General features: G+C 72.1%; 18 protein-coding genes. 11 read left to right on the top strand and 7 right to left on the bottom strand.

Features of this window, described 5'->3' with window-relative positions:
* Nucleotides 1-24 precede the first annotated feature (24 nt).
* The 4 genes from ruvC to GI374_RS13885 form a co-directional block, all read right to left on the bottom strand.
* On the bottom strand, nucleotides 25-519 hold the full coding sequence (ruvC, locus tag GI374_RS13900; protein WP_154337664.1) for a crossover junction endodeoxyribonuclease RuvC: 495 nt from the start codon (nucleotides 517-519) through the stop codon (nucleotides 25-27).
* 51 nt (nucleotides 520-570) lie between these two features.
* Nucleotides 571-1899: an amidase gene (locus tag GI374_RS13895; RefSeq protein ID WP_154337663.1), complete on the bottom strand. Its 1329-nt coding sequence runs from the start codon at nucleotides 1897-1899 to the stop codon at nucleotides 571-573.
* Nucleotides 1900-1961: 62 nt separating this feature from the next.
* Entirely contained in the window at nucleotides 1962-3998 is a 2037-nt protein-coding gene (gene recQ / locus GI374_RS13890) for a DNA helicase RecQ (protein ID WP_154337662.1), read from the bottom strand.
* Between the two features lie 25 nt (nucleotides 3999-4023).
* Nucleotides 4024-4317 carry a YggT family protein gene (locus GI374_RS13885; RefSeq protein ID WP_154337661.1) on the bottom strand — a complete coding sequence of 98 codons (294 nt, stop codon included), beginning with the start codon at nucleotides 4315-4317 and terminating at the stop codon, nucleotides 4024-4026.
* Nucleotides 4318-4503: 186 nt separating this feature from the next.
* Between GI374_RS13885 and GI374_RS13880 the strand changes: the two genes are divergently transcribed.
* From GI374_RS13880 to GI374_RS13860, 5 genes are all read left to right on the top strand, one after another.
* Nucleotides 4504-5079, top strand: coding sequence for an acyl-CoA thioesterase (locus GI374_RS13880; RefSeq protein ID WP_154337694.1), 576 nt, complete (start codon nucleotides 4504-4506; stop codon nucleotides 5077-5079).
* Between the two features lie 3 nt (nucleotides 5080-5082).
* Nucleotides 5083-6438: an MFS transporter gene (locus tag GI374_RS13875; RefSeq protein ID WP_154337660.1), complete on the top strand. Its 1356-nt coding sequence runs from the start codon at nucleotides 5083-5085 to the stop codon at nucleotides 6436-6438.
* The gene (gene mepA / locus GI374_RS13870; RefSeq protein WP_154337659.1) at nucleotides 6435-7295 is read left to right on the top strand and encodes a penicillin-insensitive murein endopeptidase; all 861 of its coding nucleotides are present in this window, start codon (nucleotides 6435-6437) and stop codon (nucleotides 7293-7295) included. Before GI374_RS13875 ends, mepA begins: the two co-directional genes overlap by 4 nt.
* Before the next feature lie 56 nt (nucleotides 7296-7351).
* On the top strand, nucleotides 7352-8224 hold the full coding sequence (locus tag GI374_RS13865) for an esterase-like activity of phytase family protein (protein ID WP_370515360.1): 873 nt from the start codon (nucleotides 7352-7354) through the stop codon (nucleotides 8222-8224).
* Nucleotides 8225-8287: 63 nt separating this feature from the next.
* Nucleotides 8288-8911, top strand: coding sequence for a queuosine precursor transporter (locus GI374_RS13860; protein ID WP_154337658.1), 624 nt, complete (start codon nucleotides 8288-8290; stop codon nucleotides 8909-8911).
* Nucleotides 8912-9149: 238 nt separating this feature from the next.
* Here GI374_RS13860 and GI374_RS13855 read toward each other — a convergent pair whose 3' ends face one another.
* Genes GI374_RS13855 through rbfA form a run of 3 tightly spaced genes read right to left on the bottom strand, consistent with a single transcriptional unit; the run spans nucleotide 9150 to nucleotide 10993 of the window.
* Complete coding sequence (locus GI374_RS13855) at nucleotides 9150-9728, bottom strand: alkylhydroperoxidase (protein WP_154337657.1); 579 nt, start codon at nucleotides 9726-9728, stop codon at nucleotides 9150-9152.
* 46 nt (nucleotides 9729-9774) lie between these two features.
* Nucleotides 9775-10542, bottom strand: coding sequence for a phosphodiester glycosidase family protein (locus GI374_RS13850; protein WP_154337656.1), 768 nt, complete (start codon nucleotides 10540-10542; stop codon nucleotides 9775-9777).
* On the bottom strand, nucleotides 10520-10993 hold the full coding sequence (rbfA, locus tag GI374_RS13845; RefSeq protein WP_154337655.1) for a 30S ribosome-binding factor RbfA: 474 nt from the start codon (nucleotides 10991-10993) through the stop codon (nucleotides 10520-10522). Before rbfA ends, GI374_RS13850 begins: the two co-directional genes overlap by 23 nt.
* Before the next feature lie 72 nt (nucleotides 10994-11065).
* Here rbfA and dapB point away from each other — a divergent pair, with 72 nt between their 5' ends.
* The 6 genes from dapB to lptB all read left to right on the top strand — a co-directional run bounded on the left by dapB (nucleotide 11066) and on the right by lptB (nucleotide 15593).
* The gene (dapB, locus tag GI374_RS13840) at nucleotides 11066-11884 is read left to right on the top strand and encodes a 4-hydroxy-tetrahydrodipicolinate reductase (protein WP_154337654.1); all 819 of its coding nucleotides are present in this window, start codon (nucleotides 11066-11068) and stop codon (nucleotides 11882-11884) included.
* A 297-nt stretch (nucleotides 11885-12181) separates the two neighbouring features.
* Complete coding sequence (locus tag GI374_RS13835; protein ID WP_154337653.1) at nucleotides 12182-12793, top strand: ribonuclease D; 612 nt, start codon at nucleotides 12182-12184, stop codon at nucleotides 12791-12793.
* A gap of 10 nt (nucleotides 12794-12803) precedes the next feature.
* Entirely contained in the window at nucleotides 12804-13745 is a 942-nt protein-coding gene (locus GI374_RS13830) for an SIS domain-containing protein (RefSeq protein WP_154337652.1), read from the top strand.
* A complete protein-coding gene (locus GI374_RS13825) occupies nucleotides 13745-14338 on the top strand; it encodes a hypothetical protein (RefSeq protein ID WP_154337651.1) in 594 nt (197 codons plus the stop codon). Before GI374_RS13830 ends, GI374_RS13825 begins: the two co-directional genes overlap by 1 nt.
* Nucleotides 14339-14358: 20 nt before the next feature.
* Entirely contained in the window at nucleotides 14359-14841 is a 483-nt protein-coding gene (gene lptA / locus GI374_RS13820) for a lipopolysaccharide transport periplasmic protein LptA (protein ID WP_154337650.1), read from the top strand.
* Nucleotides 14838-15593, top strand: coding sequence for an LPS export ABC transporter ATP-binding protein (gene lptB, locus GI374_RS13815; protein WP_370515359.1), 756 nt, complete (start codon nucleotides 14838-14840; stop codon nucleotides 15591-15593). The genes lptA and lptB overlap by 4 nt, the downstream gene beginning before the upstream one ends.
* Nucleotides 15594-15600: the final 7 nt, after the last annotated feature.

Below are 15600 nucleotides of genomic sequence, written 5' to 3'. Positions count from 1 at the left end.
CCGGCCCTGCGCGCGCCACCCGCCTCACGCCACCACCCGCGCGCGGGCCGCGCCGCCCTGCAGGTGATGCGCGTGGCAGATGGCGATTGCCAAAGCATCGGCCGCGTCCGCGCCCGCCAGCACCACGCCCGGCAACTGGAACCGCACCATGTATTCGACCTGCCCCTTGCCAGCGTGGCCCACGCCCACCACCGCCTTCTTCACCGCGTTCGGCGCGTATTCCCCGATGCTGAGGCCCGCCTCGGCCGGGGCCAGCATGGCAATGCCGCGCGCCTGTCCCAGCTTCAGCGTGCCGGCCGCGTCCTTGTTCACGAAGGTCTGCTCGACCGCCGCGGCGTCGGGCGCGTGCTCGGCGATCACCGCGCACAAGCCGCGATAGAGCGTCAGCAGCCGCACCCCGAGGTCGGTCCCTTCCGAGCGCACGATCCCGTTCGCCACATGCCGCAGGCGCGACCCCTCGACCAGGACCACGCCCCAGCCCGTCGCCCGCAAACCGGGATCGATCCCCAGCACCCGCATGACCGCCCCTCGCGTCTTTTCGGCGACGCTAGCACGAAGCGCGAACACCGCCTAGACCGCCAGCGCCGCCTCCATCGCCGCCGCCACGCGCAGCAGCCGCCGGTCCTCATTCGCCGCGCCCATTGCCATGATGCCGCAGGCTGGATGGCCGGTCGGCAGGCTGATCCCGGGCAGGCCCAGTACGTTGCCGATGCGGGTGTTGCGAAGCGTCATCAGGTTCTCGCTGGTGAAGAAAGCCTGGTCGGTCAGCGAGCGTTCGATCGGCGGCGGCGTGATGGCCGAGGTCGGCAGGATCACCGCGTCCACGCCCGCGACCGCCTCGGCCCATTCGGCCCGGTGCCGCTCCAGGGCGGCGCCGAGCGCCGCGTAATCCGCGCCGCTCATCTCCGCGCCGATGCGGAAGCGCGCGAGCGTCGGCGGGTGCATCACGTCCGGCGCGGCCTCGATCTGCTCCCGCCAGATGCCCCAGGCCTCGGCCGCGTAGAGGGGCGAGCCGTCGCGCATCGCCGCCCGCGCGGATTCGGGCGCGCCGTGCAGGATCACCGCGCCAGCCTTCGCCAGCCGCGCCACCGCGTCCTCGAAGGCCGCGACCGGGGCCTCTCGGGCATCCTCGAAGGGCAGCCCGTCCAGCACCATCAGCCGCAACCCGCGGATGTCGGCGCCGCGCAGGTCCACGGCCGTCTCGCCTTTCATTACCGCGAAGACCTCGGCGCAGTCCTCGACCGTCCGGGCCAAGGGGCCGGGCGCGTCGTAGCGCGGGCAGAGCGGCACCAGGCCGTCCACCGGCAGCTGTCCAACCGTGGGCTTGAACCCCACCACGCCGTTCCAGGCGGCAGGCAGGCGGATGGAGCCGCCTGTGTCGGTGCCGATCGCCGCCGCGCAGAGGCCGAGCGCCACGCTGACCGCCGCCCCGCCGCTCGACCCCCCAGCGACGAGCGCGGGGTCATAGGCGTTCGGCACGTTGGCGGTCGCCGGATTGATCCCGACGCCCGAGAAGGCCAGCTCCGTCATATGCGTCTTCCCGAGGCAGACCAGCCCCGCCTGCGTTGCACGCGCGAGGATCGGCGCATCCGCCGCCGGCAACCGCCCCTCGAGCAGCTTCGAGCCGGCCTCGGTCGCGATCCCGGCGGTGTCCACGTTGTCCTTCCACGACAGCGCCACCCCGTCGAGCGCCCCCTGCCGCAACCCGGCCTTGGCCCGGTCATGTGCCGCGATCGCCTCGGCCCGCGCCCGCTCCGGCGTCAGGCGGGCATAGATGCGCTCGCCATAGGGATGCGCGCGGGCGGCATCGAGATAGGCCTCGGCCTGCTCCACGGGGTCCAGCACCCCGTTCATGATCGCCTCGCCCTGCGCGGTGGCGCTCGCCTTGAGCCAATCCATTGGGGCCTCCCGTGGTGATGTCGCGGCAGAGGTTAGGTCGGGGCGGGGGCGGGGGGAAGGGGTCAGGCCTCCGCTTCGATCTCCGCGAGAAACGCCGCCCCGAACCGCTCCGCCCGCGCCTCGCCGACGATCCGCTCCAGCGCCGCCATGTCCCGCGGCCGCGCCTTCGCCACCTGCGCCAGCATCCCGCGCGTGCAGGCGAGATATTTCAGCGTCCCGCACTCGCCCCGGATCAGCGCCGCCTGCGCCGCCTCCAGCCGGTCGGCCAGCGCGCCCTCGGGCCGCCCGGCCAGCCGCCGCCGCGCGGGGTGCATCGGCTCGGGCGCGCCGCCGGTCACGACCTCGAGGAAGGCGGTGCCGTAGCGTTCCAGCTTCACCGCGCCGACGCCGGAGATCGTCGCCATCTCGTCGAGGGTCCGCGGACGGCGCTCGGCGATCTCCACCAGCGTTCGGTCGGGGAAGATGACATAGGCCGGGACGCGCTGCGCCTCGGCGAGCGCGCGGCGCTTGCCCTTCAGCGCGGCCAGCAGCGGTGCGTCTTCCTCCGCCACCATCTCGCGCGGCTCGGGCCGCGGCGCGCGCGAGGGCGTCTCCCGGCGCAGTTCCACCGTCACCTCGCCGCGCAGCACCGGATGCGCGGCCTCGGTGATGGCAAGGCCGCCATGCCGTGCCGGGTCGGGCCGGATCAGGTCGCGGCCGAGCATCTGGCGGACGACGCCCTGCCATTCGGATTTCGACAGCGCCTTGCCGACGCCGAAGGTCGGCAGCGTGTCGTGGCCCCATTGCCGGATCTTGTCGGTCACGCTGCCCACGAGGATGTCGATCACATGCCCGGCCCCGAAGCGCTCGCCCGATCGCAGGATCGCCGAGAGCGCCATGCGGACCGGCTGCGTGGCGTCGAAGGTCGCGGGCGGCGCGTCGCAGAGGTCGCAATTGCCGCAAGGGGCCGCGTCCTCGCCGAAGTAGCCCAGCAGCACCTGGCGGCGGCAAGCGGTGGCCTCCGCCAGCCCCAGCAGCGCGTTCAGCCGCGCGTGGTCGGCGCCCTTGCGGGCATCCTCGGCCAGCCCCTCGTCGATCTGCGTCCGGCGCAGCCGGATGTCGTCCTGGCCGTAGAGGGTCAGCGTCTCGGCCGGCGCCCCGTCGCGACCGGCGCGGCCGATCTCCTGGTAGTAGGCCTCGATCGACTTCGGCAGGTCGGCATGGGCGACCCAGCGGATGTCGGGCTTGTCGATGCCCATGCCGAAGGCAACCGTCGCGGCGACGATCAGCCCGTCCTCGCGCTGGAACCGGGCCTCGGCCTCGCGCCGGGCGTCCGCCTCCATGCCGCCGTGATAGGCGATGGCGGGCTGGCCGGCGGTGTTCAGCGCGGCGGCCACGGTCTCGGTCTTGGCGCGGGTGGCGCAATAGACGATGCCCGACTGCCTCCGCCGGGCGGCGGCGAAGTCGAGGATCTGGCGGCGCGGCCCGTCCTTCGGCGCGAAGGCGAGGTGGATGTTCGGCCGGTCGAAGCCGCGCAAGAACGTCTGCGGCTGCGCGCCCTCGAACAGGCGGGTGACGATCTCGCCCCGCGTCTCGGCATCCGCCGTGGCGGTGAAGGCGGCGAGGGGCACACCGAGCGCCCGCTTCAACTCGCCGATCCGCAGGTAGTCGGGGCGGAAGTCGTGGCCCCACTGACTGACGCAATGCGCCTCGTCCACGGCGATGGCGGTGACGCCCGCGCGCCGCAGCATCGGCAGCGTGGCGCCGGAGGCGAGGCGCTCGGGCGCCATGTAGAGGAGTTTCAACGTCCCCTCGCGCAGGCCGGCGAAGACCTCCTCGCTCTCGGCTTCGGTATTGCCGGAGGTCAGCGCCCCCGCCGCGACCCCGGCCTCGCGCAGACCCCGGACCTGGTCGCGCATCAGCGCGATCAGCGGCGAGATGACCACTGTCACGCCCTCGCGCAGCAGGGCGGGCAACTGGAAGCAGAGCGACTTGCCGCCGCCCGTCGGCATGATCGCCAGCACATCGCGGCCCGCGGCGACCGCCTCCACGATCTCGGCCTGTCCCGAGCGGAAGGCGTCGAAGCCCCAGATCTCGCGCAGCAGCCGTTCGGCGCCCAAGTCCCGCCCTCCGGCCGTCAGTGCCTCAGAAGCCGTAGAACCAGCCGGCGTTGTTGGCGAGCGCCCGCTGCAGGATGATGATGCCGATGAACACCACGAGCGGCGCGAGGTCGAGCCCGCCGGTATTCGGCAGCACGCTGCGGACCGGCGCGTAGATCGGCTCCAGCAGGCGCGTGAGCCCGTCCCAGAGTTGCCCCACGATCGGCTGGCGCAGGTTCAGCACGTCGAAGTTGATGAGCCATGACAGGATGATGTGGGCGATCATGATCCACCACACCACGTTCAGCAGGATCTGCAGCGCCTCGTAGAGGGTTCCCATCGTCGGCCCTTCCCGTTTCCGGCCCCCGAGGTAAGCGAGTGCCGCCCGCTTCGCAACCGGGGCCCGCCCCCCTTCTTCTGTCCGCAAATATCCCGGGGGTGCGGGGGCACGCCCCCGCGGCGTCGGCGGTTGACGCGGCCGGCCCGGACGGGCAGGCGGGGCGCGATGCCGCAGCCCGGAGGCCCGATGTATCCCTTCCTGCGCTTCCACGCCAGTCTGGCCGCGGCCCGCCGGGCGCCGCTGCTGGCGCCGCTCGCCACCCATGTCTCGCGCCACATCTGCTGGCCCTGGGACCTCGACCCCTGGGTGGAGCTGAACAACGGCCGGACGCTGACGCTCTACGACCTCGGGCGCATCCCGATGGCCACGCGCATGGGGCTGATCGGCGTGCTGCGCCGCGAGACGTGGGGGATCGCAGTTGCCGGTGTGTCGGTGCGCTACCGGCGTCGGATCAGGGCCTTCGACCGCTTCACCATGGTCTCGCGGATGATCGGCTGGGACGCGCGGTTCTTCTACATGGAGCAGTCGATCTGGCGCCGGGGCGAGTGCCACAACCACATGCTGCTGCGCTCGGCCGTGACCTCGTCCGCGGGGATCGTGCCGCCCTCCCGCGTCCTGGAGGCAATGGGGCACGACGGTCCCGCGCCCGAGCTGCCCGGCTGGGTGCAGGACTGGATCGCGGCCGAGGCCGGGCGGCCCTGGCCGCCGGTCCTGCCAGCCGATGCGGCTGGGGCCGGGCATCCCGACCTGCTGGACGCCTGAGGCATGGACCGCAAGCGCGTCCTCGGCTGGTGGTGGTTCGACTGGGCCTCGCAGCCCTATGCGACGCTGCTGCTGACCTTCATCTTCGCGCCCTATTTCGCGCAGGTCGCCACCGCGAGCTTCGAGGCCGGCGGCGCGGCCCCCGAGGCCGCGGCGGCGCAGGCGCAGAGCCTCTGGGGCACCGGCCTCGGCCTCGCGGGGGCGGCGATCGCGGTCATGGCGCCGATCCTCGGGGCGGTGGCCGACAACAGCGGGCGGCGGATGCCGTGGATACGCGCCTTCTCGATCCTCTACGTCATCGGCGCGGCAGGCTGTTGGTTCCTCGCGCCCGACGATCCGGCGCTGTGGCGGGCGGTGATCCTGTTCGGGATCGGCGTGATCGGGATGGAGTTCACCACCATCTTCACCAACGCGCTGCTGCCCGGCCTCGGCCCGCGGCACGAGATCGGGCGCATCTCCGGCACCGGCGCGGCCTTCGGCTATGTCGGCGGGCTCGTCGCGCTGATCCTGATGCTGCTGTTCTTCGCCGAGGGCGCGGGCGGCAGGACGCTCATCGGCCTCGCGCCTGCCTTCGGCCTCGACGCCGAGGCGCGCGAGGGCACCCGCTTCGCCGGGCCGTTCACCGCGCTCTGGTATGTCCTCTTCATGGTGCCGTTCTTCCTCTGGGTCCGCGAGACGCCGGGGCAGCCGCGCGGCTTCTCTGCGGCGGCGGCATGGGCCGACCTGCGCCGCCTGATCGGCGGGTTGCCGAAGCGGCCGAGCCTGCTCGCTTGGCTCGGTTCCTCGATGCTGTCGCGGGACGCGCTGAACGGGCTCTACAGCTTCGGCGGCATCTATGCCGCGACGGTGCTGGGCTGGCCGATCACCTGGATCGGGGTCTTTGGCATCGTCTCCGCAATTGCCGCGGCGGCGATCACCTGGGCCGGGGGTCACGCCGACCGCCGCTTCGGACCAAAGCCCGTGACCGTCGCCGCGACACTGATCCTCATCGCCGTTTGCTCCATCGTCATCGGCATGAACCGCGAACAGGTCTTCGGCATCCCGCTGTCGCCCGGCTCGATGGTGCCCGACGCGCTGTTCTTCGCCTGCGGCGCGCTGATCGGCGGTGCGGGGGGCGTCGTCCAGTCGGCCGGCCGCACCCTCACCGTCCGCCACACCACGCCCGAGCGCGCGACCGAGGTCTTCGGCCTCTACGCGCTCTCGGGCAAGGCCACGGCCTTCCTCGCGCCGCTCTCCATCGCCGCGGTCACGGCGGCGACCGGGAGTCAGCGCATGGGCATCTCTCCGCTGATCGTGATGTTTCTCGCCTCGCTTCTGCTGTTAGCCTGGGTGCAAGCAGAAGGAGAGACAGGGACATGATCCGCCGCCTGATCGCCGCCGCCGCCGCGGCGCTGAGCCTCGCGCTTCCCGCCGCCGCCGATCCGCTGGCCAAGGACGTCTTCGGCGGCGTCCCCGGTCCGACCGCGGGACCGGCGCAGGTCATTGGTTTCTACTCCAAGGGCTGCGCCAGCGGCCTCGTGCAGCTGCCCGAGACCGGGCCGACCTGGCAGGCGATGCGGCTAAGCCGCAATCGCAACTGGGGCCACCCTGAGCTGATCGACGTGATCCAGCGCCTCGGCGCGGTGGCGCGGCAGGTCGGCTGGCACGGCATCTATGTCGGCGACATGAGCCAGCCGCGCGGCGGGCCGATGCTGACCGGCCACGCGAGCCACCAGCTCGGCCTCGACGCCGACATCTGGATGCTGCCGGCGACCAATCTCGGGCTCAGCCGCTCGCAGCGCGAGAGCCTCAGCTCGCAATCCGTCGTCGCGTCGAACGGGGTCGAGCTGAGCCGCCTCTGGTCGGCCGCCCATGCCACGCTGCTGAAGGCCGCGGCCTCCGATCCGCGGGTGCAGCGGGTGTTCGTCGATCCCGTGGCAAAGGTGCAACTCTGCCGGGCCGAGCGGGGCGACCGCTCGTATCTGCGCAAGATCCAGACGATCAATGATCACGACTATCATTTCCACGTGCGCCTGCGTTGCCCCTCAGGGTCGCGCGGTTGCGAGGGACAGGCCGAGGTGCCTGCGGGGGACCATTGCGACGCCGCCGAGCAGATGATTCGCGACCGGCTGAACCCGCCGCCGCCCGGACCCGCCGATCCGAACTACCGCCACCCGCGCAGCTACCGGCTGAGCGAACTGCCGGGCGTCTGCACCAACGTGGGCCTCGCGCGCTGAGCCTCGCCGCGGCGCTGATCGCGCTCGCGGTCGCCACCCCGGCCCCGGCGGCGCCGGTGGTCGAGCATCTGGGCACCCATGTCTGGCAGGTCGATCACCCGGATTTCGGCGGCTTCTCGGGTCTCGACATCGGTCCCGACGGCGCCAGCTACACGGCGCTGTCGGACCGCGCGACCCTCTGGTGGGGCAGCGTGCTGCGCGAGCCGGACGGGCGCATCCGCGGCCTCACGGTCGCCGGATCGGCCCGGCTCCAGAGCAGCAAGGGCGAGCCGCTGCCGCCGGGCCTGATCGGCGATGCCGAGGGGCTGGCGGTCGGCAAGGACGGCAGCATCTGGATCAGCTTCGAGGGCTCCACCCGCGTTGCCCGCCACCCGACCCCCGACAGCCCGGCCGAGGTCCTGCCGATCCCGGCGGGGTTCAAGGAGCTTCCGCGCAACGCCTCGCTCGAGGCGCTCGCCATCGACGCGGACGGCACGATCTGGACCCTGCCCGAGCGCAGCGGCGGCCGCTCGCGGCCCTTCCCGGTCTGGCGCTACCGGGACGGCGTCTGGGATCAGCCCTTCTCGCTGCCGCGGCTCGACGACTGGCTGCCGGTCGGCGCCGATATCGGCCCGGACGGGCGCTTCTACCTGCTCGAGCGCCGCTTCCACGGCATCCGCGGCTTCAGCAACCGCGTGCGCCGCTTCGATCTGGGCGAGGGCGGGCTGACCGGGGCCGAGACGCTGCTGGAGACCCGGCCGCTGCAATACGACAACCTCGAGGGGATCGCGGTCTGGGATGACGGGCAGGGCATCCGGCTGACGATGATCTCGGACGACAACTTCCTGTTCCTGCAGCGGACCGAGGTGGTGGAATACCGCGTGCGCGAGCCGGAAGACGGGATCGCGGGCACGAGGGCCGGCGTTGACTCCGGGGCAGGGGCGTCCTAACCGCCCCCCTTGCCCCGGCACCGGGGCCGAGTTCCTCCGCCACCTTGTCAAAACGGAGCCAGCATGACCCGCCCTTTTCCGCTGCTGCCGGCCATTCTTGCCATGGCCGCAGTCGTCACCGCCTCGAACATCCTCGTCCAGTTCCGCCTCGGCGAGGCGCTGACCTGGGGCGCGCTGACCTATCCCTTCGCCTTTCTCGTGACGGATGTGACGAACCGCCTGGCCGGGGCCGCCGCCGCGCGCCGTGTGGTGCTGGCGGGCTTTGCCGCGGGCGTGGTCTGGTCGCTCGTCGCCGCGCTGATGGGCGCCACGACCTTCCGCATCGCGCTCGCCTCCGGCACGGCCTTTCTCGCGGCGCAGATGCTGGACGTGATGGTGTTCGACCGGCTGAGGAACGGAAGCTGGTGGAAGGCGCCGCTGGTCTCGACGCTCTTCGGCTCCACCCTCGACACCACGATCTTCTTCTCGCTCGCCTTCGCGGCCGGGTTCACGGCGCTTGGGCCGGCGGCCGAAGTCGCCTGGGCGAACGGGCTCGTGCCGCTGCTCGGGGCGGGGCCGATGGTGCCGCTCTGGATCTCGCTCGGCACCGCCGACTGGATGGTGAAGCTGGCGCTCGCCGCCGTCGCACTGGTGCCGTTCCGCATGATTGTCGTCATTCTCATGCGACCCCGCGCAGAAAGCCGTTGATTTATTCCGCGGCGATGCCACCTTGTCCCTGTCGCCTGATACCGGGGCGTCGATTTTGAAAGGAGGTGGTCCAGTGTCGAGAGTGATGTTGGAGAGAGGTGTCGGAACAGTCGGAGGCGCGCGCGCCTGAGGGCAGCCCCGAGGGGGCGCACCACCGGCTGGGAGGCGTCAGCCATCCCTCACCGGACCATCTCTTGGTAGCTCGCGGGCCGCTCCATCGGGGCGGCCCGTTCGCATTTTATGGGCGGTGTCCGGTCAATGCCGCCCGGACCTCGGGATCGGCGTCGAGGAACTCCGCCTCGGCCGTGGCGCCGACCGCGTCGAAATAGCGGCTGAGGAAATTGCGGAACGATGCCGCGAGGGCGATGTCAGCGATGTTGAGGTCGCTGAAGCCGACCTCCCGCAGCCGCGCGATGTCGCGCTGGGTGATCTTCGAGGCGTCGCGGGTGATCTGCTCGGCATAGGCCAGCATCTCGACCTGTTGCGCGCTCAGGCCCGCGTTGCGGTAGTCGCGCAGCACCGCGACCGCCTGCTCGCGCCCGATCATCCCCGAGAGCGCGCGGAAATAGACCTGTGCGCAGTAGCTCGACGGGACGAAGCGCGCCGCGACAAAGGTGATGAGCCGGAAGTCCAGCAGGCCGAGCGAGAAGCCGTCGCGGATCTGGTGCAGCAGCGCCTCGACCGGCAGGATGATATCGGGCCGCGCCGACCAGCAGCGCGTCGCCTCCATCACGCGGCCCATCGAGGCGCGCTCGGCCTCGTAGAGCGCGGCGATCTCGCCCTCCGCCTCCTCGGGCGCAATGGTCTTCACAAACAAGCCAGCCTCCCCGCGGACAGGCACGGGAAATCTAGCACGCGGCGGCTCAGCCCGCCACGAATCCGATGATCGGCCCCAGGCTGCGGCCCCAGTCGGCGCGGCCGACCTCGGGCGCGTAGAGGCGCGAGATCGAGCCGTCGAAATAGAGGGCGTCGCGGGCGCCGAGGGCGTCGCGGAAGAAGCGGCCGAACTGGTGGAAGGTGACGGCCGAGGAGGAGATGGCGAACCACGCCGTGCGGCCGTCATCCGAGACGCCGACGCCATTGCGGATGTAGCGGCTGTCGGAATCGGGCAGGAAGCGCGGGTGCAGATCGCCGTCGATCACCAGCATCGGCCCCGACTGGGTGGCGAGGCGGCATTCGGGCTGCGCCTGCGCGAAGGCGCGGCTCTCGATCACCTGGAAGGGCCGCCCGCCGCCGGTACAGAAGACGCCGTTGGGCAGCAGGCCGAAGTTGCCGCCGCCACCCCCGGTGACGAGCGCGCCGCGGTTCTCGCCGTCCATCACCAGCAGCCCCACGGGACTGAAATCGGCGTGATACATGCCCGCGTTCATGGCGAAGCCCAGCACCTCGCCGGGCGGCAATATCCGGCGGATGCCGTCGAAATGCCTCAGCGGCTGCCCGTCCGGGCCGTCGAGCCAGAGGCGCAGGCGCGGCTCGTCCTCGGCCGCGACGGTGCAGAGGACGTAGCCCACGCCCTCGAACTCGGTCCGCTCGCAGAGGCCCTCGGCCGCGGCTGGCAGGCTCAGCGCGACCAGCCAGCCCGCGGCGATGCCGAGGCGGCGGCGCAGCCTAAGGCCGATCCCGTCCGCCATCGCCATCCTCCTGCGCGTGGACCTCGTCCCAGTCGGGCTCCTCGTCGCCGTCCTCCGCCGCCTCGACATCGCGGCGCACGCGCTCGTCGGCGAAGATGCGGCGGGTGTCGTCGAGACGGTCGAAGGTCTCGTCCAGCGCGAAGCGCAGGGCGGGGGCGTATTTCAGGTCGAGCCCCTTGGCCACCAGATGCCGCAGCTCGGCCGTGTTGCGGCGCAGGTCGGCCAGCGCGGCTTCGGCGTCCTGTCCGCCCAGCGGCAGGACATAGGCGGTCGCCACCTTCAGGTCGGGCGACAACCGCACCTCGCCCACGGTGATCGAGTGGCGGTTCAGCTCCGGGTCATGGACATCGGCGCGCTGCAGCACCTCCGAGAGGCGGCGGCGGACCAGTTCGCCCACGCGCAGCTGGCGCTGCGAGGGACCGGAACCTTGGGGAAAGCGCGAGCGTGACATGGGTCCGATCTAGGGTCTCGCCGGGACCGCCGCAACGGGGTAAGCCCGGACGCGGCAGCGGCGGAGGGATCGATGGCAGGCGCAGAGCTTCCGGGCATGGTGGTCACGGGCGTCTCGGGCCGCATGGGGCGGATGCTGGTCGAGACGCTCGCCGCAGACGGGCGCGCGCGGCTGGTCGGCGCCATCGTGCGCGAGGGGCATCCGTGGGTCGGGCGCGACCTCGGCGAGGCGATGGGGGGCGCGGCCAATGGCGTGACCGTGACCGGCGACGCGGTGGCGGCGATTGCGCGGGCGCAGGGCATCCTCGACTTCACCACGCCCGAGGCGAGCCTCGGCTTCGCCGAACTCGCCGCGCAGGCGCGGGCGGTGCATGTGATCGGGACGACCGGCTTCACGGCCGAGCAGATCGAGCGGCTGAAACCGGCGGCGCGGCATGCGCCAATCATCCGGGCTGGGAACATGAGCCTCGGCGTGAACCTGCTGGTCGGATTGACCCGGCGGGTGGCGGCGGTCCTGGGCGAGGACTGGGACATCGAGGTGGTCGAGGCGCATCACCGCATGAAGGTGGACGCGCCCTCGGGCACCGCGCTGATGCTGGGCGAGGCGGCGGCTGAGGGGCGCGGCAGGCCGCTTGCGGAGCTGCGCGTGCCGGCGCGCGAGGGTATGACCGGCGCGCGGCAGCCCGGCTCCATCGGCTTCGCGGCGATCCGTGGCGGCGACGTGGTGGGCGAGCATGACGTGATCTTCGCGTCACCGGGCGAGCGGCTGGTGCTGCGCCACATCGCCACCGACCGGGCGATCTTTGCCCGCGGCGCCGTGGCCGCTGCGCTCTGGGGGCAGGACAAGGGGCCGGGCAGCTACGACATGGCGGATGTGCTGGGGCTGGGGTGAGGTTACGGCACGCCCATTCCTGACCCTTCGCGCGACGGTCTCGCCCGCCCGCCGGCAGCATTCCCGTCCCGCGTCTGCAAATGGGACCCTGTGCCCATTTGCGCGCACCGTCAGCCACGGGACGACCGATCCGCCCCGCGGATCGGTCAGCGTCCGCCCTCCCCACGGCGGACGCTTCGCGTCCGCCAGGGCGGACGCCGCCCTCTGTTGCGACAGCGCCCGTGAAGATCCCCTGCGCGGCATGATTGACCCACCGGAGCCGCGAGCGTAGGGGCTGCGGCCAGCAGCGAGGCCCCCATGACCAACCACCTCCACCAGCACGACCTGCCCGACGGCCTCGACCTCGGGCCCGTGGTCGCCATCGACACCGAGACCATGGGCCTAGACCCGCGCCGCGACCGGCTCTGCCTCGTGCAGCTCTCCTCCGGCGACGGGAACGCGCATCTGGTGCAGATCGCGCGCAATCCGCAGCCGGCGCCGAACCTCGTGCGGATGCTGGCCGACCCGGAGGTGGAAAAGCTCTTCCACTTCGGCCGCTTCGACATCGCCGTGCTAGACAAGACCTTCGGCGTCCTCGCGCGGCCGGTCTGGTGCACCAAGATCGCCTCGAAGCTGATCCGCACCTTCACCGACCGCCACGGGCTGAAATACCTGCTGGCCGAGATCGGCGTCGACATCTCCAAGCACCAGCAGACCTCCGACTGGGGCGCCGAGGTGCTGACCGAGGCGCAGCTCGACTATGCCGCCTCGGACGTGCTGCACCTGCACCGGCTGAAGGCCGAGCTCCAGGACCGGCTGGCCCGCGAGGGGCGGCTGGAACTGGCGCGGGCCTGCTTCGACTTCCTGCCGGTGCGCGCGCGGCTCGACCTGATGGGCTGGGGGGATGAAACCGACATCTTCCGCCACTAGATCGGCGGCCATGAGCTATCTCGACACCGCGCGGCGCGTGATCCGCACCGAGGCTGAAGCCTTGGCGCTACTCGAGGACAGCCTCGGCCCGGCCTTCGAGCAGGCGGTCGAGACGATCCTCGCGGCCCAAGGGCGTGTGATCGTCTCGGGCATGGGCAAGTCCGGCCATGTCGGGCGCAAGATCGCGGCCACCCTCGCCTCGACCGGCACCCCGGCGTTCTTCGTCCACCCGGCCGAGGCCAGCCACGGCGACCTCGGGATGCTGACCGAGGCGGATGTGGCGATGGTGCTGTCGAACTCCGGCGAGACGACCGAGATCGCGGATATCGTCGCCCATACCCGCCGCTTCCGCATCCCGCTGATCGGGGTCGCCGGGCGCGCCGGCTCCACGCTGCTGCGGCAGGCCGATGTGGCGCTGCTGCTGCCCTCGGCGCCGGAGGCCTGCGGCAACGGCATCGTGCCGACGACCTCGACCACCATGACGCTCGCCCTCGGCGATGCGCTCGCCATCGCGCTGATGGAGCATCGCCGCTTCACGCCCGAGCATTTCCGCACGTTCCATCCCGGCGGCAAGCTGGGCGCGCGGCTGGCGAAGGTGGGCGACCTGATGCACGAGGCGCTGCCGCTGGTCGCCGAGGACGCGCCGATGAGCGAGGCGCTGCTGACCATCAGCCGCGAGGGCTTCGGCGTGACCGGCGTAACCGATGCCGACGGGCGGCTGACCGGCATCATCACCGACGGCGACCTGCGCCGCCACATGGACGGGCTGCTCACCCGCCGCGCCGACGAGGTGATGACCCGCAGTCCCCGCACCATTGCGCCCGATGCCCTGGCGGAGTCCGCCCTGGCGGAGATGCAGGGGCGCAAGATCACCACTCTCTTCGTGGTCGGGGACGGGCGGCCGGCGGGCATCCTGCATATCCACGACCTGCTGCGGGCCGGATTCGCCTGATGGCTTCGGTGGGCCTGCGCTCGGTCGTCGTGGCCTGGCTCAGGGTGCTGCTGCCGCTCGCCGCGCTCGCCGTGCTCTCGACGCTGTTCCTGCTCTCGCGCCACCCGGAGGAGGGCCGCGGCATCCCTTATGCCCGCGTGGACGCCGAGGCGCGCGCCCGCGACCCGCAGATCACGGCGCCCCGCTGGGCCACCGTGACCGAGGACGGCGCACGGCTCACCGTCGCGGCCGACAGCGCGGCGCCGGATGCCGCGGGCGGCCTCACCGGGGCGCGGCGGCTGCGCGTCGACTGGCGGGCGGCGGACGGGCTCGCGGCGCAGCTGACGGCGCCGCAGCTCACGGTGGGCGACGAGGCGATCACGCTCGACGGCGGCGTGGCGCTGAGCCTCAACTCCGGCTGGACACTCGACGCCCCGCAGGTCGCGGCCGCCACCGACCGTTCGGCGGTCGAGGCGACGGGCGGCGTGCAGGCCACCGCGCCCTTCGGCGAGATCGAGGCCGACCGCGCCCGCCTCGCCCCTGCCGACGATAGCCAGGACCCCGACTACCTTCTGGATTTCACCGGCGGGGTGCGGCTGATATACCGCCCCTGAACCCGCCGCCGAGGTCCGCCATGCTCCGCCCCCTGCTCGCCGCCGCCTTCCTCCTCGCCGCGCCCGCCTACGCGCAGCAGGCCACCGGCTTCGGCAGCATCCGCGCGGACACCGACGCGCCGGTCGAGGTCGCGGCCGACGCGCTCTCGGTCAACCAGGCGGACGGCAGCGCGGTCTTCAACGGCAACGTGGCGATTGCCCAGGGCGAGATGCGGCTGACCGCCGACAGCGTCTCGGTCCGCTACGCCGAGGGCGACATGAGCCGGATCAGCAGCCTCGAGGCCTCGGGCGGGGTCACGCTGGTCAGCGGCCCCGATGCGGCCGAGGCGGAAGCGGCGTCCTATGACGTGGAATCGGGCACCGTCACGCTGACCGGCGACGTGGTGCTGACGCAGGGGCAGAACGTGCTCTCGGCCGAGCGAATGGTCGTGAACCTCGCCTCTGGCACCGCGCAGGTCGAGGGCCGCGTCCGCAGCGTGCTGCAGCCCGGCGGTAGCCAGTGACGCAGGCCGACGCCGCCGCGCCGGTGCCGCTGGGCCTCGCGGTCCGGGGCCTGAGAAAATCCTACCGCCGTCGCCCGGTGATCCACGACGTTTCGCTCGATCTGGCGCGCGGCGAGGTGGTGGCGTTGCTGGGGCCCAACGGCTCGGGCAAGACCACCTGCTTCTACTGCGTCGCGGGCCTCGTCACGCCCGACGCGGGCGAGGTCCGCATCGACGGCCGCGACGCCTCGGGCCTGCCGATGTTCCGCCGCGCTCGCCTCGGGATCGGCTACCTGCCACAGGAGATGTCGATCTTCCGCGGCCTCTCGGTCGAGCAGAACATCATGGCCGTGCTCGAAGTGGCCGAGCCCGAGCGCCATCACCGCCGCGACCGGCTGGAAGAGCTGCTGGGCGACTTCTCGATCGGCCACCTGCGCCACGCCCCCGCCCTCGCCCTCTCGGGCGGCGAGCGCCGGCGGGTCGAGATCGCCCGCTGCCTCGCCGCCGACCCGCGCTACCTGCTGCTCGACGAGCCCTTCGCCGGGGTGGACCCGATCGCCGTGGGCGAGATCCGGGTGCTGGTCGCGGCGCTGAAGGATCGCGGCATCGGCGTCCTCATCACCGACCACAACGTGCGCGAGACGCTGGGCATCGTGGACCGCGCGGTGATCCTGCATGACGGGCGGATGCTGATGGCCGGGACCGTGGCCGAGGTGGTGGACGACCCGGACGTGCGCCGCGTCTATCTGGGCGAGGATTTCCGGATCCAGTGAAACCCGG

The organism is Paracoccus sp. S-4012 (genome assembly GCF_009674885.1).
Classification (GTDB): Bacteria; Pseudomonadota; Alphaproteobacteria; order Rhodobacterales; family Rhodobacteraceae; genus Paracoccus.
Note: the sequence above shows the minus strand (reverse complement) of the source record. Positions and strands in the feature narration are given on the sequence as shown.